We start from the raw sequence: 16,875 nt of genomic DNA, 5'->3' as shown, positions 1-16,875 counted from the left end.
GTGGGTGACCGCAAGTTCAGCGGGGTACCGGGGCCCGCAGCAGCTCGGCAACCTCCGTCACCTGCTGGTGCAGCCAGCGCAAACCGGCGTCCTGTGCGCTGCGCGGGTGGGTGATCCATTCCATCGAGAAGCCCGGCATCTCGAACGGCAGCGCGCGTGCGACCACGCGGTGGGCGTGGGCATGGGCCACCCTGCGCGGCAGCACGGCGGCAAAGCCGCTGCGTTCGATGACGTCCACGGCGGCGCCGAACTGCGCCACCGAAAGCTGCACGAAACGTTCAACGCCCAGCTCCTGCAGCGCCGTGTCGGCCGCCCCGGAAAAGCTGGTGTCCCGGGGGCTCACGAAGACGTGCGGCATGCCGGCGATGTCGCGTGCCGTCAGCCGGCGCTTGCGCGCGAGCGGGTGCGCGCGCCCGATCACCAGCACGAAGTCCTCGTCGCACAGGAGTTCGCGCCGCAGGCCGCGAGCCGCGCCGCCGCGCCGCAGCACGGCCGCGTCCAGCTCGCCTGCGGCCAGACGCGGCGCCAGCTGGTCGAGATCCGGCAGCACCAGCGCCAGACGCACCCGCGGCGCCTGCGCCGCGAGCCTGGTGGCCAGGGGGCCGAGCAGCGTGGCCGTGACGTAGTCGTTGGCGGCGAGATGGAAGGTCCGCTCGCTGCTGGCGGGATCGAAGACGTCCATCGGTTCGAGCAGCGCGTGCAGCTCGGCCAGCACCCGCCGCACCGGCTCGGCCAGCGCTTCGGCGCGCGGCGTCGGCACCACCCCGCCGGCGGCGCGCAGGAACAGCGGGTCGCCGAAGGCCTCGCGCAGGCGGGCCAGCAGCGCGCTGGCGGCCGGCTGGCTGAGGTGCAGCCGCGTCGCGGCACGCGACACGCTGCGCTCGCGCATCAAGGCATCGAAGGCTCGCAGCAGCGGCACGTCGAGGGTTCTGATATCTGCCATGCAGATATTGTGAATCTGAACATTCGATTGGACGAATAATTCGACGGCGCCGAGACTTCACTCCATCGCAACCCGCAACTGATGGAGATGAACATGAAATTCGGCATTCTGGGCACCGGCATGGTCGGTGAGGCGCTGGCCAGCAAGCTGGTCGCGCTGGGACACGAGGTGAAGATGGGCGCGCGCAGCGCAGGCAACGAAAAGGCACGGGCCTGGGTCGACAAGACCGACAGCTCGCGTGCGTCGCAAGGCAGCTTTGCCGACGCAGCGGCTTTCGGGGACATCGTCATCAACGCGGTCCAGGGCGCTGCGACCTTGTCCGTCGTGGAGGCGGTGATTCAGCCCCTGGCCGACAAGGTCCTGATCGACGTCGCCAACCCGTTCGATTTCTCGAAGGGCATGCCGCCCACGCTTTTCGTCAGCAACGACAGTTCGCTGGCTGAAGCCGTACAGGCCCTGGCACCTCGTACGAAGGTCGTCAAGACACTCAACACGATGAGCGCGGCCCTGATGACCGACCCGTCAGCGGTGCCAGGGGATCACGACGTCTTCGTCAGCGGCAACGACGCGGCGGCCAAGGCACACGTGATCGAGCTGCTGCGCAGCTTCGGCTGGAAGGCGCCGATCGACCTGGGGGACTTGAGCAGCGCGCGCGGGACCGAGTCGATGATGCTGGCGTGGATGCGGCTGTGGAGCGCGCTGGGCACGCACGAATTCAACTTTCACATCGCGCGCAAGTAGCGCTTACCGCTCGCGTTCGGTGCGGCCGACCCGCCCGGTGCGCAGCGCATCGGCCCAGTCGCCGCGGCCGTTGGCCTCGGCCTGACGCGCAGCGGCCTCCCAGTCGTAAGCCACGGCGCGCAACTGCACCGACCAGCCCTGCGGCGCTTTTTCGATCACCGCATAGCGTGCGTGCGGCGTGCCGGTCTCGGCGACGTGAAAGTGGGGGTGGGAGTCGTCGTAGGCCGGCAGGCCGACGCTGCCGGGGTTGACGACCAGGCGGCCGTCATCGAGCTGCATCGTGCGCGGCTGGTGCGTGTGCCCGCAGGCGATCACGGCGGCGGCGACGCCGCCCGAGCGCTCGCCGACCTCGGCATGCAAGGCCGCGCGCACGCCGCGCGATCCGTGCGTGCCGTAGTCCGAGGTGACGGTCTCGAGGAAGTACTGCAAATCGCTGATCGGTGTGCCGTGGCAGCACAGCAGATCGTCGTCGGCCCAGCGCAAGGTGGCGGGCAGCGACGCCAGCCAGTCGCGGTGCGCCGGCCCGATGCGTTCGGCGGCGTAGCGATCGGACGCGCCCATGCCGTCCAGCGGGCGCAGCACCTGGCGCTCATGGTTGCCCCGGATCGTCGGCAGGCCGAGCGCCATCAGCCGTTCGGCGGTCTCGACCGGCCACAGCGGGCCCGACAGGATGTCGCCGAGGTTGATCGTCGCGTCGACGCGGGCCCCGGCAATGTCGTGCAGCACCGCTTCCAGCGCCGGCAGGTTGCCGTGAATGTCGGAGATCAGTGCCAGGCGCATCGGAGCCAGCAGGGAAATGGCGAGGCAACCACTTTACGCCCGGCACCCGACCCGGATCAACGCGGGGGCTTGCTGCGGGCGCTTTCGACCTTGGCCACGCGCAACTCGAACTGCGTGTACCACTGCTGGTGGCCCAGGCGCTGCGCCTCGCGGTGCTCGGCATGCGCCTTCCAGGCCGCGATGTCCTCGGGCGAGCGCCAGTACGACACGGTGATGCCGAGACCGTCGGCACCGCGAGCGCTTTCCACGCCGAGGAAGCCGGGTTGCCCGGCCGCGAGCGCCACCATGCGGTCGGCCATGTCGCCGTAGCCGTTGTCGCCGGGGGTGCGCAGGCTGGTGAAGATCACCGCGTAGTACGGCGGCTCGGGGGTCTGGGCGGGAGAAGCGGGGCTCATGCTCAAGGGGTCGTGAGAGGCAACGCAGTATCACCGAGGAACCGCTTTCACGCAGGCCGCCAGCTTCACGATCGCGAGGCCGATCTGGCGCGGCGAGGTGTTGCCGTAGCCAATCACGAGACCGTTGCGCGACGGGGCGGCGGGCATCGAATACCCGGACAGCGCGCGCACGCCCAGCCCGGCTGCGTGGGCGTGCCGCTCGACCGTGCGATCGTCGGCCTCGCCGGGCAGGGACAGCGCGAGGTGCAGCCCGCAGTCTCCGCCGGACAGCGCATGCGGCAGCGGCCAATGCCGCCCGATCGCGTCGCGCAGCGCCTGCTGCCGTTCCGCGTAGAGCCGTCGCATCCGCCGCACGTGCATCGTGAAATCGCCTTCCTGCAGGAAGGCCGCGAGCACCTCTTGCTCGGCCACCTGGCCCTGGCACAGCAGGGCGCCCAGCGCATGGCGAGCGGCCTGCGCAATGGAGGCAGGCAGCACCATGAAACCCAGCCGCAGACTCGGGTAGAGCGTCTTGCTGAAGGTGCCCAGGTAGATCACCGGAGCATCGGGCACCAGGCCCTGCATGGCCGGCAGCGGATCGCCGCGCAAGCGGAACTCGCCGTCGTAGTCGTCTTCGATGATCCATGCGCCGGCCCGCCGGGCGTGCTCGATCAGCGCGAGCCGGCGCGACAGCGACAGCACCACGCCGAGCGGGTACTGGTGCGACGGCGTCGTGTAGACGATGCGCGGCGGGCGGCGTTGCCACAGCGTTGCGTCGCAGGCCATGCCGTCGCTGTCGACCGGCACACCCGCCAGCGACAGGCCGCCGCGTTCCAGTGCTGATCGAGCCCCGGCGTAGCCGGGGTGCTCGATCCAGGCGGTGTCGCCTGCGTCGGCAAACAGATGCGCACACAGAGCCAGGCTCTCCTGTGTGCCGCTCGTGACCACCACCTGCGCCGGCCCGCATCGAACGCCGCGGGCAGCGGCCACGTAGGTGGCGATGGCCGCTCGCAAGACCGGCTCGCCCAACGGATCGCGGTAGCCCAGTGCGGTGTGGCGAAGCGACTTCGACACTTGGGACACGCGTCGCTGCCAGGCGGCGAGAGGAAAGCGGTCCAGCGCCGGAACGCCCGGCGCGAGCGCGCGCTGGTCGAGGTCCCAGGCGGCGGGCGGCACGATGGCCGCCCCCCGATGCGAGAGCGTGGCGGGCCCGAGCGTGTCGGGCCCGGGTGGCAGGCGGGAGGCGCTGCGCCCGGCGGCATGGCCGGAAGGCAGGCGGCACACGACCGTGCCTTGGCGGTCCGCGCGCACGTAGCCCTCGACGCTCAACTGCTCGTAGGCGTGGAGCACCGTGTTGCGAGCGATGCCGAGGTCCTGTGCCAACCCGCGCGAACCGGGCAGCCGGCTGCCCGCCGGCAGCCTGCCTTCGAGCACGGCGTTGCGCAGCGCTTCGGAAAGCCGCCGCTGCATCGGGCTGCGGGCAGCCTTGCCGGGCTTCAACGCGTGGCGCAACAGCAGGGTGAGGTCGGTCATGGCGAGGTCGTGAGGATCGTGGCTCCATCATTCCTGCCAATCGTGGCACCAAGGATGGGGCCAACCAAGCCTAGCATCCGACCCCGATTCAGTCCAGGAGCCCACCATGCAGACCGACGTCCCCGTCACCGACCGCACCCGCGTCCGCCGCGAACCGGCCCGCGGCCGCTATGACCGCGAGACCGTGCACGGCATCATCGATGCCGCGCTGCTGTGCCACGTGGCGTTCCGCGATGGCGACAGCGTGTTCTGCATTCCCACCGTCTGCTGGCGAGAGGACGGCCACCTCTACATCCATGGCTCCAACGGCAGCCGCATGCTGCGGGCGCTGCTCGGCGGGCAGCAGGCCTGCGTGACGGTCACGCACCTGGACGGGTTGGTGCTGGCGCGGGCCGCGTTCAACCATTCGATGAACTACCGTTCGGTGGTGGTACTCGGCGCTTTCGAGGCCGTGCCGGACGACCGGAAGGCGGCGTCGCTCGACCGCCTGATGGACCATCTGGCACCGGGCCGCAAGCACGAGGCGAGGCCCGGTGATGCGAACGAGTTGCGCAGCACCACCGTGCTGCGCATCGCGCTGGACGAGGCCTCCGCCAAACTGCGGACCGGCGGGCCGCAGGACGATGAGGCAGACCTCTCGCTCGACGTGTGGGCCGGCGTGTTGCCGCTGGCGGTTCACGCGTTGCCGCCGGTGCCCGAACCCGGCATCACGCGTTCGATGCCGGACGGCCTGCGCAAATGGGCCGGCGCTTGAGCCGCTTCACCCGAGCAGGTGGGCCAGCTTGTGCCGCAGCACCTCGATGAGCTGCGGCTGCATGTACTCGTAGCGGTCCGGGATGCCCAGGCAGGTGACCCGCTTGCCGCTCAACGCTTTGCCGAAGCGCGCGTTGAGCGCGTCGCGATGCGTGCGCTCCATCACGTAGATGCGGTCGGCCCAGTCGATCAGCTCGACGCTGACCGGCACGTCGGCATCCGGATTGACGCCGGCCGACAGCGTCTGGACCTGTTCGTGCCCGTCGAACAGCGCTTCTGCCGTCGGGCTGCGCATGCGGTTGCGGCCGCAGATGAACAGCAGTCGCATCAGAGTCCACGCACCAGGTCGATGGCCTGCTCGACGCGCTCGACCGCGTGGATCGTCAGTCCTTCGACGGGCTTTTTCGGTGCGTTCGCCTTCGGCACCACGGCGACGCTGAAGCCCAGCTTGGCCGCTTCCTTCAGCCGTTCCTGCCCGCGCGGCGCAGGCCGGATCTCACCGGCCAGGCCGACTTCGCCGAAGGTCAGGAAGCCGCGCGGCAGCGGCCTGCCGCGCAGGCTGCTCTGGATGGCCAGCATCACGGCCAGGTCGGCCGCCGGTTCGCTGATGCGCACGCCACCGACCGCGTTGACGAACACGTCCTGGTCGTAGCAGGCGATGCCTGCGTGGCGGTGCATCACTGCCAGCAGCATCGCCAGGCGGTTCTGCTCCAGCCCGACCGACAGTCGCCGGGGGCTGGGGATCGGCGAGCTGTCGACCAGCGCCTGCACCTCCACCAGCATCGGCCGCGTGCCTTCGAGCGTGACCAGCACGCAAGAGCCCGGCACCGGCTCGCCGTGCGTCGACAGGAAGATCGCGCTCGGGTTGGCCACCCCCTTGAGGCCGCGCTCCGTCATCGCGAACACGCCGATCTCGTTGACCGCGCCGAAGCGGTTCTTGAACGCGCGCACCAGCCGGAAGGCGCTGTGGGTGTCGCCCTCGAAATACAGCACCGTGTCGACGATGTGCTCCAGCACGCGCGGGCCGGCCAGCGCACCTTCCTTCGTCACGTGCCCGACCAGCACCATCGACGTGCCGGTGGCCTTGGCCGTGCGCGTCAGCTGGGCGGAGCATTCGCGCACCTGCGCCACCGAGCCCGGCGCGGAAGTGAGCTGTTCGGAGTAGACGGTCTGGATCGAGTCGATCACCGCGATGGCGGGCTGCTCGGCCTCGACGGTCGCCAGGATCTTCTCCAGCTGGATCTCGGCCTGCACCCGCACCCTGGAGCCGTCCAGTCCGAGGCGCCGTGCGCGCAGCGCGACCTGCGCGCCGGATTCCTCGCCGGTCACGTACAGTGCCTTCATCTGCTGGCTCAGTGCGTCGAGCGCCTGCAGCAGCAGCGTTGACTTGCCGATGCCGGGGTCGCCGCCGATCAGCACCACGCCGCCGGGCACCAGGCCGCCGCCGAGCACGCGGTCGAGTTCATCGATGCCGGTCGGCGTGCGGGCGATGTCGACCGCGTCGATTTCCGCCAGCGTGGTCACCGGGGCGGATTTCGCGAGCGCCTGGAAGCGGTGCCTGCCCGCGCTTTCGGCAACGGTTTCCTCCAGCGTGTTCCAGGCATTGCAATGCGGGCACTTGCCCAGCCACTTGGGGCTGGTGCCGCCGCATTCGGTGCAGGTATAGACGGTCTTCTCTTTGGCCATGCGGCATTGTCACCGCAGGCCCGGGCCGAGCAGCGCGGTCGCCAGCACCCCGCCGAGCACGACCACCACGACCATCAGCACGCGCGTGCGAACGCGCAGCGTCTGCACCGCTTCGACGAGGCGCGCGTTGTGTTGCGCCAGTTGATCGATCAGCTCGGATGACGCCCGCGCTTCGTCGCCGAGCTGTTGCACCCGCGCTTCCAACGCAGCCAGCCGCTGCTCGGGCGTGCTGGCGGAGTCGATGGCGCCACCGCTGGCGGGCGGCGGCTCGTTGCGTTGCACCTTGCCCCACAGTTGTTTGGCGCCGCGCACGATCGCGGGCGTGGCCTCGATGACGTCGGCCCACGGTATGACTTTGAAAGCGGTGATCCAGCTGATCGGCACGCCTGCACCTCCTGGTTTCCAGCGCCGTACGGTACACCTTGTAAGGGCGGGTGTGCACCTCACCGAGCTTGAAACAGCCCATAGCACTTGTTGCACCTGGCGTGCCGGGGCATCGCGCAGACTGGCGCGAGACGCGACTCCACGCCGCTGCTCCCACACCATAAACGGGCACGGCCACACCATGACCACTCAGGGAAATACTTCAGACGCCGGCCACGACCTGGTCGTGATCGGCTCGGGCTTCGGCTCGCTCTTCTTCATCGAGGGGGCGCTCAGGAAGCGTCCGCAACTGCGCATCCTGGTGCTCGAACGCGGCCAGCACCGGCCGGCCTCGTGGCAGGTGGAGCAGGGCCGCAATTCCGACATCGACCCGCGCTCGACGTATCGCACGCCGGCCGGGCACAAGGAGGAGTGGAACTTCACGGTGGCGGTCGGCGGCGGCACCAACTGCTGGTACGCGCAGACACCGCGCTTCCATCCGAGCGATTTCCGGCTGCACACGCTGTACGGCGTCGGCCGCGACTGGCCGGTCGACTACGACGAGCTCGAACCCTACTACCTGGCCGCCGAGCGCAAGATGGCGGTGGCGGGCGACCCGGCGATGGCGCAGCTGCTGCCTCGGTCGGCGCCGTTTCCGCTGCCGGGGCACCGGATGTCCAGCGTCGACGAGATCATGCGCCGTGCGCAGCCCCAGCACCACCTGCCCATCGCCACCGCGCGCGCCAGCATTGCCACCGAGCAGCGCGGCCGGTGCTGCGCCACGGCGCGCTGCCGGCTGTGCCCGGTGAACGCGAAATTCAACTTCGACAACGGTTTTGCCGCGCTGCTTGACGACCCGCGCATCGAGTGGCGCACCGACGCCGAGGTGCTGCGACTCGAGCACAGCGGCGGCACGGTACAGGCGGCGGTCTACCGTTCCGGCGGCAAGGAGCACCGGGCGCGCGGCGAGCTGTTCGTGCTGGGCGCCAACGCCATCCACAGCCCGGCCATCCTGCTGCGTTCAGGCATCGACCACCCGCTCACCGGGCGCGGCATCCACGAGCAGCTCGGCTACACCGTCGAGGCCTTCCTCGACGGCGTCGACAACTTCGACGGCAGCACGATCACGACGTCGCTGAACTACTCGCTGTACGACGGCGACTTCAGGCGCGAGCATGCGAATGCGCTGATCTACTTCGAGAACCGCTGGCCGCACGGCCTGCGCACCGACTTCGGGCGCTGGCGGCAGATCGCGCCGTTGACCGTGGTGGTCGAGGACCTGCCGCAGGACGACAACCGGGTCGCGCTCGGCGAAGACGCCGACGGACCGCCGGTGGTGCACCACGCCCACCATTCCGACTACGCCACGCTCGGCGTCAAGCGCTCGATGGCGCAACTGGAGCGCGTGCTGGCGCCGCTGCCGGTCGAGCGTATCGAGTTCCGCGGCATGCGGCCGACCGAATCGCACCTGCAGGGCAGCCTGCGCATGGGCCGCGACCGCAGCGACTCGGTGATCGACGCGCAGCAGCTGCATCACGATGCACGCAACCTGGTGGTGGTGGGCTCGGCGGTGTTTCCGACCGGGCCGAGCGCGAACCCCAGCTTGACGGTGGCCGCGCTGTCGCTGCGCAGTGCCGAACGCGTGCTGTGACCACCGATCGACGAGCCAGGGAGATTCCCGCATGACCCGCAAACCGACACTCGCCTTCACCCGCCGGCGGCTGCTCATCGCCGGTGGCGCCGCCGCGGCCACCGCTGCTGCAGCCGGCGCCGGCCTTTACTACGGCGCCCTGCCGCTGACGGTGCGCCACTGGGCGGCTGATGTCGTGCGCCGCCACCTGCCCGGCGTGCCGATCGACGAACAGGGGCTGGAGCGCTTCGCGCATGACGTGTCGCTCGACCGCGAGCTGATCGGCACCAAGCACCGCCAGAAGCTGATCGCGTCCTTCCATGCGATGCCGTCCGAGGCCTGGCGTTTCGACGGCGCCCGCAAGCTGGCCGAGGACATGGAGCGCCGCGTGTTCGGCGCCTTCCTGGTGTCGAGCGACTTCTTCCCCGACGCCGAGCGGCGCACGCAGCCGGTGCGCTATACCGGTGTGCTCACCGCCTGCAGCAACATCTTCGCGCGCTACGTCGACGAGGCGGCTTAAAGTTCAGGCCGCCGTTGGCTCGCCCTCGGGCCGGCGGATGTCGCGAAAGCGCTGCTCCAGTTCCTGCCGCAGCTGCTTGCGCACCTTGGCGGCTTCGAAGCGGCGCTTCTCGTCGGCGCTGAAAGGGCGCAACGCCGGCACCGGGGCCGGCTTGCCGTCGTCGTCGACCGCCACCATCGTGAAGAAGCAGCTGTTGGCATGGCGCACCACCTGCGTGCGGATGTTCTCTGCCACCACCTTGATGCCGATCTCCATCGACGAGGTGCCGGTGTGGTTGACGCTGGCCAGGAAGGTCACCAGCTCGCCGACGTGGATGGGCTGGCGGAACATGACCTGGTCGACCGACAGCGTCACCACGTAGCGGCCGGCATAGCGGCTGGCGCAGGCGTAGGCCGCCTGGTCGAGCAGCTTGAGGATGGTGCCGCCGTGGACATTGCCGGAGAAGTTGGCCATGTCGGGCGTCATCAGAACGGTCATCGAAAGCTGGTGCGAAGGCAGGTCCATGGGGCGTGGGCTGTCGAAACGAGCCCCGATGATGCCAGTGCTGCCCGGCAAACGGCTTTCAGCCCGGGCGCGGCCGGATCATCACCGCGACAAGCGTCACGATCGTCAGCGGGATCACGAAGCTCATCATCACCTGCGAATAGGCCCCGAGCGCGGCGTGCTGCTGAGCTGCCAGAATCAGGTAGGCGGTGTAGGCCAGGTAGTAGCCGAGGAAGACGGCCCCTTCCCAGCGTGCGATCTCGCGCCCCGTCATGAACACCGGCAGGCAGGCGAGCATGGCCGCGGTCATCACCCACAGATCGAAGTGCAGCACGGCGGGGGGCACTGCCAGCCCGCCCGAGGCCACCAGGCCCGACACGCCCAGGCAGCCGAGGATGTTGAACAGGTTGCTGCCGATCACGTTGCCGACCGCGATGTCGCGCTCGCCGCGCAGCGTGGCCATCACCGAGGTGGCGACTTCCGGCATCGAGGTGCCGGCCGCGACGACGGTCAGGCCGATCACGACGTCGCTGACGCCCAGTGCCTGTGCGAACGCGACCGCCGCTTCGACCAGCCAGTCGGAGCCGAGCACCAGCAAGACCAGCCCGCCGGCCACGAGCAGCCATTGCACCGCCCAGTGGCGGTCCCAGCGGCTGTGAGACGCGCTCTTCTCGTACTCCGCCTGCTCCTCGGGCGGCGCCGCGCGAGACTGCCGCACGAGGAACACCGAGTAGGCGATCAGCACCGCCAGCAGCAACCCCGCTTCTGCGCGCGACAGCTGGCCGTCGAGCACCAGCACCGCCAGCACCAGGGTGGCGGCGGTCATCATCGGCACCTCCTGCCGGATGATCTGCACGTGCACGCACAGCGGCGAGATCAAGGCCGCGAGCCCGAGGATCAGCAGCACATTGAAGATGTTGCTGCCAACCACGTTGCCGACCGCCAGGTCGGTGGTGCCGCTGGCCACCGCGCCGATCGACACCGCCACCTCCGGTGCACTGGTGCCGAAGGCGACGATGGTCAGCCCGACCACCAGCGGCGAGACGCCGAACGACAGCGCCAGCCGGGCCGCGCCGCGCACCAGCAGTTCGGCCCCGGCCACCAGGGCTGCGAGGCCAAGCAGGAACAGCAGCAGATTCATGCCTGCCCCCCCTGGCCGCGCCAGCCGTTTCCGAAGTTTCGTAGACCGAGCGATGTGGGTCGGGCAGGGTCGGTGGGCGGGTATCGGCTCATGCGGCCGATTGTGACTTCACGCCGCGCGTCAGCCGGTGGCCGGATGTGTCGCACCACCGGCTGTCGCCGGCCGCCGGCCGACGCGGTGCCACAGGCGAGTCATCGGCGTCGTCAGGCGGCCCAGCAGGGCCGCGACGCGGCTTGCCGGCGCGGAGAATGCCACCTGGGCATCGGTTTCGGCGCCCAGCAGCGCCAGCGTGCGCGCGGGCACCCGCAGCGAGGCGCCGGGCGACAGGAAATGGTCTTGCCGGTCGCCGGCCTGTGTCACCCACACCCTGCCGCAGACGACCCGGATCAGCGTTGCACGGGCGGCCTGGTCGCAGCGGATCAGCTGCCCCTTCTGCAGTTGCAGCACGACGGGAGGTTTGAATTTGAGCATGGCGTTTCTCCGGCAGGAACTGGGAAGTCAGTATTCCCACCGCCGGCTGCGCCCGCCAGACGCAGCACGCGCCAAAGTGCTGCAGCACAGATGGCCGGGCGTGCATCTGTATTGCCGGCAGATGCGGACATCTGTACCTATCCCCTGCGCCGCTCATGGCCGCACAATGGCCGCCATGGACGCGCCCGCCGACGAAGCCTCCACGCTGTACCACCGAGTCGCCTGCCAGGTCGAACTGGCCATCGAGAGCGGTGCGTTGCGCCCGGGCGACCGGCTGCCGTCGGTGCGCCAGCTCAGCCAGCAGCACGGCGTCAGCATGACGACCGCGATGCAGGCCTACCGCAGCCTGGAAAACCGCGGCATCGTCCAGGCGCGGCCCAAGTCGGGCTATTTCGTCGCGCCCCGCGGGCCAGCGCTGCCGGAGCCGCAGTTCGACCTGCGCATGGAAGGCGCGTCCTTCGTCAGCGTCGACCAGGTGCTGCACGAGTTCCTGCTGATCGTCGACGACCCGCTCGCGGCGCCGTCCTTCCATGCCGCGCCGGCGCCGTCGCTGCTGCCGGAGGCCAAGCTGCAGCATCTGCTGGCCAGCGTGAACCGCCGCCATCCCGAATATGCGTCGCGCTATCACATGTCCGGCAGCATGGCGCTGCGGCAGGAGATCGCGCGCCGCGCCGTCAGCTCGGGCGTGCACCTGCGCCCGGACGAGATCGTCGTCACCAACGGCGGCATGGAAGCCATCTACCTCGCGCTGCGCTCGGTCGCGCAGGCCGGCGACACCATCGTGCTGGAGTCGCCCACCTACTTCCATGTGCTGCAGACCATCGAGAGCCTCGGCATGAAGGTGATCGAGATTCCCAGCCACCCGCGTGACGGCCTCTCGCTCGAGGCGCTCGACTTCGCGACGCAGGTGCCCGGCGCCGTCAAGGCCTGCGTGCTGCTGCCCAACTTCCCCAACCCGATGGGCAGCCTGATGCCGGTCGAGAACAAGCGCCGGCTGGTGCAGATGATGGGCGAGCGCAAGATCACGCTGATCGAAAGCGACATCTACGGCGACATCTATTTCGGCGACCAGCGCCCGCCGGTGCTCAAGAGCTTCGACGCCACCGGCGACGTGATCCTGTGCTCGGCGTTCACCAAGACCGTGGCGCCAGGCTATCGTGTCGGCTGGGTGGCCCCCGGGCGTCACTTCCTCAAGACGCAGGCGTTGAAGTTCCGCACCTCGGTGGCCTGCCCGATGCTGCAGCAGGAAGTCATCGCACAGTTCATCCGCGACGGCGGCTACGACCACCATTTGCGCCGGCTGCGCGCCGCGCTGAAGACCCAGGCGCACCAGATGGTCGACGCGGTGGCAAGGTATTTCCCGCCCGGCTGCCGGCTCAGCCTGCCGCAGGGCGGGTTGATGCTGTGGATCGAATTGCCGCGGCACGTCGATTCGCGCGAGGTGTTCGCGCTGGCGCGGCTTGAACACATCGGCGTGGCGCCCGGGGCGGCCTTCAGCGTGACGCGGCGCTTCGACCATTTCATCCGCATCCAGTACGGCGAGCCGTGGTCGGCACGCATCGAGGAGTCGATCCGCAAGCTGGGGCAGATCGTCGCGAAGCTGGCCGAGGTCGACCCGGAGATTCGCCAGCCAGCGGCGTTGGAAGTGGTGCGCGCCTAGTGTGCGGCGCCCGCGTCCGGGAGGCCGTATATTCGGCGAGCTGGCGGCCGCTCATGATCACGGTCGACTCGCTACAAGAATGCCACGCGCAACCATCATCGTGTCGGTCGACGATGCCGCCGAGGTTCGGTCCATGGAGTCATGGTTCGCTCGTTGGGCGGACAAGCTCACGCACCACTCCGAGAACCACGGCTGTGGCTGCTGCGTGGACATCTGGGAAGTCGAAGCGCCGGCAGAGGCCATCGCCGAGCTGCCGACAGCCTGCTATGCCGGCGATGAGTGGACAAACCGAGGTTGAGCCATGCCATCCCAGACACACTCTAGCCCGTCGCCCCACCAAGCCATCCGTGGCGGCCGCTGGGCTTGATCGCTAGGCCGCTCATGCAACGCATCGAGTTCGAGTCCGCAAAGTTCCTTCCGTATCTGCCTGAGGACTGCCAGGTCAATCCTGGGGCCTATGGGTTCGAGTTGTCCCTTTGGCTGTCTCAAACCCTCATGCGGCAGGGCGTTGTAACCAGCTATCCACTCGGCGAGGACTGGGGATGGTTCATCGAGTACATCGAAGGTGACGCCGAGTTCATGATCGGCTGCGGCTCGCAGGCCGAGGAAGGGGAAGGCTACGAGGGCAAGCCCATCGCGTGGCACATCTTCGTCAAACCGCAGCTCTCGTTGAAGCAGCGCCTCAAGGGCGCGGCCCGGCCAGAAATCGGCGTGAAACTCGGTCGAGCCATTCTGGCTGCCCTCAGGGCCGAGGGCATAGAGCCACGAAGTGAAGCGGCGACCTAGGGCCTGTCAACACCACGGCGGGATGTACGAGCGTGCCTGACAGGGCGCAGAGAGAGCAAGCGGCTGCGCCGGCAAGATCAGCGACGAGCCCTCCATGACCAGCACTTGAGAAGAACCATGAAGGCACAAGAACGCGACAGACTGCTTCAAGCCTTGAAGGCTCGCTTCGAGCAGAACATGCATCGCCACCAGGGCATCGCATGGGCCGACGTTCAAGCCAGGCTGGAAAGCAGCCCGGCCGCATTGAAGGCGCTTCAGGCGATGGAGGCCACCGGCGGCGAGCCGGACGTCATCGCTCAGGGTCCGGAGGCCGGGCGGTTCACGTTCTGCGATTGCTCGGCGGAGAGCCCGGCTGGCCGCCGAAGCGTTTGCTATGACCGTGAGGCGCTGGACTCGCGCAAGGAGCACAAGCCGCAGGGCAGCGCTGTCGAGATGGCCGCGACCATGGGCATCGATCTGCTGACGGAAGAACAGTACCGGGCGCTGCAGAAGCTGGGTGAGTTCGATACGAAGACGTCGAGCTGGGTCAAGACGCCGCCGGACGTGCGCTCGCTCGGCGGGGCCCTCTTCTGCGACCGGCGGTATGACCAGGTTTTCGTGTATCACAACGGGGCGCAGTCGTACTACGCGGCGAGGGGCTTTCGCGGCTCGCTCCGCGTGTGACCCTCGGCTTGACGGGAATGAACGTGAGCGCCGCGCGACTCCCGGGGGCGGACGAGCGTCGTGTCAGGACCGGTACATCTGCCGATACTCGGCCGGCGTGTTGCCGGTCACCCGCTTGAACATCCGACGGAAGCTGGACTCGTCGGCGAAACCGAGCGCCGAACAGACCTGGCCGACCGACTGCGGGGTGTGCAGCAGCCGCTCGCCGGCCTGGTGCAGCTTGATCAACCGCACGTGGGTACCGACCGAATGGCCGCCACTGCCCTGTTGCACCTTGCGCGCCAGCGTGCGGGGCGACAGCGCCAACGCCGCGGCGAGATGCTCGATGGTCAGTTGCGAGGCGGGCAACTGCTCCACCAGCAGGCGCAGCCGTTGCAACAGCGGGTCGGTGGTGGTCATCGATGCCAGCGGCTGGAAGACCGGCGCGCCGCGCTGCGGCCGCGGCAGCACCAGCAAGCGGTTCAGGTCTCGCCACACCTCGGCGTTGACGCGGTGCTCGACGCGGTCGCAAACGATGGGCAGGTAGCCGTGCACGCCCGAGGCCGTGACGTTGCGTCGCTGCGCCACGCAGGCGTGCTGCCATTGCCAGTCGACGTTCGGGTGCGCCTCTTCCAGCCAGCGGGCCATCCACCACGTGGCCGTGGCGGGCTGGTCCTTCAGGCGACCGGCCTGCGCCGTCAGCGCCACACCGGTGCAGTAGCTCCATAGCGCGACCGAGCGGTCCAGCGACGCCAGGGCGTCGATCAGTGCGCGCTGCTGCTTCAGCTGCACCCGCAGATGGTCGATGGAGGCGGCCCAGAAGCCGGGCACCAGCAGCGCCGAGCAGGGCGTGTCCGCGATGGACTGGCGCGCTTCCAGCCACACACCATGGGCACATTCCACGCGGCCTTCCTGCAGCCCGACCCACTGCGTTTCGAAGGCGCGCTTGCCGCTGCGCAGGTTGGCGGCTTGCAGCAGGTCGGCCGCACTGAAAAGGCCCGCCGGCATGCAGCCCGGGTACAGGAGCAGGCCGACACGAAGGATTGGCATGTATTGCACCAAACAAGTCAGATCGTGCCATTCTCGTCGGGCCCGGCGAGTTGAACAATGCCTGCAGGCGAGCACCCATCGCTCGCTTCAACAAGGTCACGATGAAGATCACCCAACTGCGCAATGCCACCGTTGTCATCTCCTACGGAGAACACCGCGTCCTGGTCGACCCGATGCTGGCCCCGCAAGGCGCACTGCCGTCGCTGAAGTGGCTCACCGGGCAGCGGCGCCGCAATCCGCTGGTCGACCTGCCCGTCCAGGCCTCGCCGGTGCTCGAAACCGTCACTCATGCCTTGATCACGCATTGCCAGCGCGGGCACTTCGACCATCTCGACCGGGCCGGCAAGCGCTGGCTGCGCGAGCGGCAGATCCCGGTGCTGTGCATGCCGGGCGACGCCGACTACCTGGCGCAGCGCGGCCTGCTCGTGCAACCCCTGCGGCCGGACGGTCCCACCCCGTTTGCCCGCGGCAGCATCACCCCCGTCGAGTGCCTGCACGGCGAAGGCTGGATCGGCCGCTTCATGGCGCACGGCCACGGCTACTTCATCGAACAGGCGGGCGAACCCAGCCTCTACATCGCCGGCGACACCGTGCTGACCGACGAGGTGGCCCGCTGCGTCACCGAGCGCCGGCCCGACGTGTCCATCGTGCCGGCCGGCGGCGCGGCCATGGACCTGGGCAGCGAGCTGATCATGGATGCCGACCAGGCGCTGCAACTCGCCGCTCTGGGGTCGGGGCACTTCGTCGCGAACCATCTGGAAGCACTCGACCATTGCCCCACGTCGCGTGCCGAGTTGCTGGCTGAAGCGCAACGGCGGGGCTTGGCCGCACGGGTGAGCGTTCCGGCGGACGGCGAGACGCTGGTGTTCGAGCGGATGCAGCGCTGCTCAGCGCAGAGCGGCAAGCACCAGGAACACCGACCAGCAAACGCCCAGCAGCATCCAGCCGAACGCCCGCACGCCGCGCAGCGGCAGTGACGCAATGGCAGACGATACGCTGCCCAGGTCCCGGGCGGTCCGGGCGCATACGATGATGCAAGCCGCCCACAGCGGCAGCGAGTACACCGCCCAGGCGGCCGGCAGCATGCGATGGCGGGCCGGGCTGGCCGGCGTGTCCAGCCAGGCGACCAGCGGGTCGGCCCAGTCCAGCCGCCACATCATCCCGTACAGCACCACGACCGCCGCCATGGCGACCCAACCGCTGCGGCCGATCGACACGCCGTACTCGCGCTGTTCGCGCCAGGGCAGGTAGATGAAGCCCGCGATCGCGGGCGACAGCAGCAGCAGCGTCAGCAGGTGGTGGTTCATGCCGGGTGGGGG

20 protein-coding genes are annotated in these 16,875 nt (G+C 69.0%); 8 read left to right on the top strand and 12 right to left on the bottom strand.

Features of this window, described 5'->3' with window-relative positions:
* Positions 1–16 precede the first annotated feature (16 nt).
* On the bottom strand, positions 17–943 hold the full coding sequence (locus M8A51_RS22610; protein ID WP_251780808.1) for a LysR family transcriptional regulator: 927 nt from the start codon (positions 941–943) through the stop codon (positions 17–19).
* A 93-nt stretch (positions 944–1,036) separates the two neighbouring features.
* Between M8A51_RS22610 and M8A51_RS22605 the strand changes: the two genes are divergently transcribed.
* A complete protein-coding gene (locus M8A51_RS22605; protein WP_251780807.1) occupies positions 1,037–1,684 on the top strand; it encodes an NADPH-dependent F420 reductase in 648 nt (215 codons plus the stop codon).
* Positions 1,685–1,687: 3 nt separating this feature from the next.
* Here M8A51_RS22605 and M8A51_RS22600 read toward each other — a convergent pair whose 3' ends face one another.
* From M8A51_RS22600 to pdxR, 3 genes are read right to left on the bottom strand one after another with little or no spacing between them, the layout of a single operon-like run.
* Entirely contained in the window at positions 1,688–2,464 is a 777-nt protein-coding gene (locus tag M8A51_RS22600; protein ID WP_251780806.1) for a metallophosphoesterase family protein, read from the bottom strand.
* Positions 2,465–2,520: 56 nt separating this feature from the next.
* Positions 2,521–2,859 carry an antibiotic biosynthesis monooxygenase family protein gene (locus M8A51_RS22595; protein ID WP_251780805.1) on the bottom strand — a complete coding sequence of 113 codons (339 nt, stop codon included), beginning with the start codon at positions 2,857–2,859 and terminating at the stop codon, positions 2,521–2,523.
* A gap of 30 nt (positions 2,860–2,889) precedes the next feature.
* Positions 2,890–4,371 (bottom strand): MocR-like pyridoxine biosynthesis transcription factor PdxR, encoded by a 1,482-nt coding sequence (pdxR, locus tag M8A51_RS22590; RefSeq protein WP_251780804.1) that lies wholly within the window; start codon positions 4,369–4,371, stop codon positions 2,890–2,892.
* A gap of 106 nt (positions 4,372–4,477) precedes the next feature.
* Here pdxR and M8A51_RS22585 point away from each other — a divergent pair, with 106 nt between their 5' ends.
* Positions 4,478–5,125 carry a pyridoxamine 5'-phosphate oxidase family protein gene (locus M8A51_RS22585; protein WP_251780803.1) on the top strand — a complete coding sequence of 216 codons (648 nt, stop codon included), beginning with the start codon at positions 4,478–4,480 and terminating at the stop codon, positions 5,123–5,125.
* A 6-nt stretch (positions 5,126–5,131) separates the two neighbouring features.
* Here M8A51_RS22585 and M8A51_RS22580 read toward each other — a convergent pair whose 3' ends face one another.
* The 3 genes from M8A51_RS22580 to M8A51_RS22570 are packed head-to-tail and all read right to left on the bottom strand — an operon-like array spanning position 5,132 to position 7,194.
* Complete coding sequence (locus M8A51_RS22580; RefSeq protein ID WP_251780802.1) at positions 5,132–5,452, bottom strand: low molecular weight protein tyrosine phosphatase family protein; 321 nt, start codon at positions 5,450–5,452, stop codon at positions 5,132–5,134.
* Positions 5,452–6,810, bottom strand: coding sequence for a DNA repair protein RadA (gene radA, locus M8A51_RS22575; RefSeq protein ID WP_251780801.1), 1,359 nt, complete (start codon positions 6,808–6,810; stop codon positions 5,452–5,454). Before radA ends, M8A51_RS22580 begins: the two co-directional genes overlap by 1 nt.
* Positions 6,811–6,819: 9 nt before the next feature.
* Positions 6,820–7,194, bottom strand: a complete 375-nt coding sequence (locus M8A51_RS22570) for a hypothetical protein (protein WP_251780800.1) — start codon at positions 7,192–7,194, stop codon at positions 6,820–6,822.
* 181 nt (positions 7,195–7,375) lie between these two features.
* Between M8A51_RS22570 and M8A51_RS22565 the strand changes: the two genes are divergently transcribed.
* Together M8A51_RS22565 and M8A51_RS22560 are read left to right on the top strand one after the other, a co-directional pair.
* Entirely contained in the window at positions 7,376–8,824 is a 1,449-nt protein-coding gene (locus M8A51_RS22565) for a GMC oxidoreductase (RefSeq protein ID WP_251780799.1), read from the top strand.
* Between the two features lie 31 nt (positions 8,825–8,855).
* The gene (locus M8A51_RS22560) at positions 8,856–9,323 is read left to right on the top strand and encodes a hypothetical protein (protein WP_251780798.1); all 468 of its coding nucleotides are present in this window, start codon (positions 8,856–8,858) and stop codon (positions 9,321–9,323) included.
* Positions 9,324–9,326: 3 nt separating this feature from the next.
* Here the strand turns inward: M8A51_RS22560 and M8A51_RS22555 are convergent, their stop codons facing one another.
* The 3 genes from M8A51_RS22555 to M8A51_RS22545 form a co-directional block, all read right to left on the bottom strand.
* Positions 9,327–9,827 carry an acyl-CoA thioesterase gene (locus M8A51_RS22555; protein ID WP_251780797.1) on the bottom strand — a complete coding sequence of 167 codons (501 nt, stop codon included), beginning with the start codon at positions 9,825–9,827 and terminating at the stop codon, positions 9,327–9,329.
* Positions 9,828–9,885: 58 nt separating this feature from the next.
* Positions 9,886–10,947 carry a calcium/sodium antiporter gene (locus M8A51_RS22550; protein ID WP_251780796.1) on the bottom strand — a complete coding sequence of 354 codons (1,062 nt, stop codon included), beginning with the start codon at positions 10,945–10,947 and terminating at the stop codon, positions 9,886–9,888.
* A 120-nt stretch (positions 10,948–11,067) separates the two neighbouring features.
* On the bottom strand, positions 11,068–11,418 hold the full coding sequence (locus M8A51_RS22545) for a DUF2917 domain-containing protein (protein WP_251780795.1): 351 nt from the start codon (positions 11,416–11,418) through the stop codon (positions 11,068–11,070).
* 175 nt (positions 11,419–11,593) lie between these two features.
* Between M8A51_RS22545 and M8A51_RS22540 the strand changes: the two genes are divergently transcribed.
* The 3 genes from M8A51_RS22540 to M8A51_RS22530 all read left to right on the top strand — a co-directional run bounded on the left by M8A51_RS22540 (position 11,594) and on the right by M8A51_RS22530 (position 14,527).
* Positions 11,594–13,078: an aminotransferase-like domain-containing protein gene (locus M8A51_RS22540; RefSeq protein ID WP_251780794.1), complete on the top strand. Its 1,485-nt coding sequence runs from the start codon at positions 11,594–11,596 to the stop codon at positions 13,076–13,078.
* A 381-nt stretch (positions 13,079–13,459) separates the two neighbouring features.
* A complete protein-coding gene (locus tag M8A51_RS22535) occupies positions 13,460–13,864 on the top strand; it encodes a hypothetical protein (RefSeq protein ID WP_251780793.1) in 405 nt (134 codons plus the stop codon).
* Positions 13,865–14,017: 153 nt separating this feature from the next.
* Positions 14,018–14,527: a DUF4256 domain-containing protein gene (locus M8A51_RS22530; protein WP_251780792.1), complete on the top strand. Its 510-nt coding sequence runs from the start codon at positions 14,018–14,020 to the stop codon at positions 14,525–14,527.
* 63 nt (positions 14,528–14,590) lie between these two features.
* Here M8A51_RS22530 and M8A51_RS22525 read toward each other — a convergent pair whose 3' ends face one another.
* A complete protein-coding gene (locus M8A51_RS22525) occupies positions 14,591–15,556 on the bottom strand; it encodes a GlxA family transcriptional regulator (protein ID WP_251780791.1) in 966 nt (321 codons plus the stop codon).
* A gap of 101 nt (positions 15,557–15,657) precedes the next feature.
* On the opposite strand from M8A51_RS22525, the gene M8A51_RS22520 reads away from it, so the two are divergent.
* Entirely contained in the window at positions 15,658–16,533 is an 876-nt protein-coding gene (locus tag M8A51_RS22520) for an MBL fold metallo-hydrolase (RefSeq protein ID WP_251780790.1), read from the top strand.
* Here M8A51_RS22520 and M8A51_RS22515 read toward each other — a convergent pair.
* Positions 16,444–16,863, bottom strand: a complete 420-nt coding sequence (locus tag M8A51_RS22515) for a hypothetical protein (protein WP_251780789.1) — start codon at positions 16,861–16,863, stop codon at positions 16,444–16,446. The genes M8A51_RS22520 and M8A51_RS22515 overlap by 90 nt on opposite strands.
* Between the last annotated feature and the right edge of the window lie 12 nt (positions 16,864–16,875).

This window comes from Caldimonas mangrovi (genome assembly GCF_023721835.1).
Lineage (GTDB): Bacteria > Pseudomonadota > Gammaproteobacteria > Burkholderiales > Burkholderiaceae_C > Caldimonas > Caldimonas mangrovi.
Note: the sequence above shows the minus strand (reverse complement) of the source record. Positions and strands in the feature narration are given on the sequence as shown.

Coding starts and splice junctions, on each gene's coding strand:
- pdxR (WP_251780804.1), bottom strand. CDS start 4,371: ATGACCGACCTCACCCTGCTGTTGCGCCACGCGTTGAAGCCCGGCAAG.
- M8A51_RS22520 (WP_251780790.1), top strand. CDS start 15,658: ATGAAGATCACCCAACTGCGCAATGCCACCGTTGTCATCTCCTACGGA.
- M8A51_RS22565 (WP_251780799.1), top strand. CDS start 7,376: ATGACCACTCAGGGAAATACTTCAGACGCCGGCCACGACCTGGTCGTG.
- M8A51_RS22610 (WP_251780808.1), bottom strand. CDS start 943: ATGGCAGATATCAGAACCCTCGACGTGCCGCTGCTGCGAGCCTTCGAT.
- M8A51_RS22560 (WP_251780798.1), top strand. CDS start 8,856: ATGACCCGCAAACCGACACTCGCCTTCACCCGCCGGCGGCTGCTCATC.
- M8A51_RS22535 (WP_251780793.1), top strand. CDS start 13,460: ATGCAACGCATCGAGTTCGAGTCCGCAAAGTTCCTTCCGTATCTGCCT.
- M8A51_RS22585 (WP_251780803.1), top strand. CDS start 4,478: ATGCAGACCGACGTCCCCGTCACCGACCGCACCCGCGTCCGCCGCGAA.
- M8A51_RS22545 (WP_251780795.1), bottom strand. CDS start 11,418: ATGCTCAAATTCAAACCTCCCGTCGTGCTGCAACTGCAGAAGGGGCAG.
- M8A51_RS22600 (WP_251780806.1), bottom strand. CDS start 2,464: ATGCGCCTGGCACTGATCTCCGACATTCACGGCAACCTGCCGGCGCTG.
- M8A51_RS22580 (WP_251780802.1), bottom strand. CDS start 5,452: ATGCGACTGCTGTTCATCTGCGGCCGCAACCGCATGCGCAGCCCGACG.
- M8A51_RS22540 (WP_251780794.1), top strand. CDS start 11,594: ATGGACGCGCCCGCCGACGAAGCCTCCACGCTGTACCACCGAGTCGCC.
- M8A51_RS22595 (WP_251780805.1), bottom strand. CDS start 2,859: ATGAGCCCCGCTTCTCCCGCCCAGACCCCCGAGCCGCCGTACTACGCG.
- M8A51_RS22550 (WP_251780796.1), bottom strand. CDS start 10,947: ATGAATCTGCTGCTGTTCCTGCTTGGCCTCGCAGCCCTGGTGGCCGGG.
- M8A51_RS22525 (WP_251780791.1), bottom strand. CDS start 15,556: ATGCCAATCCTTCGTGTCGGCCTGCTCCTGTACCCGGGCTGCATGCCG.
- M8A51_RS22515 (WP_251780789.1), bottom strand. CDS start 16,863: ATGAACCACCACCTGCTGACGCTGCTGCTGCTGTCGCCCGCGATCGCG.
- M8A51_RS22555 (WP_251780797.1), bottom strand. CDS start 9,827: ATGGACCTGCCTTCGCACCAGCTTTCGATGACCGTTCTGATGACGCCC.
- M8A51_RS22605 (WP_251780807.1), top strand. CDS start 1,037: ATGAAATTCGGCATTCTGGGCACCGGCATGGTCGGTGAGGCGCTGGCC.
- radA (WP_251780801.1), bottom strand. CDS start 6,810: ATGGCCAAAGAGAAGACCGTCTATACCTGCACCGAATGCGGCGGCACC.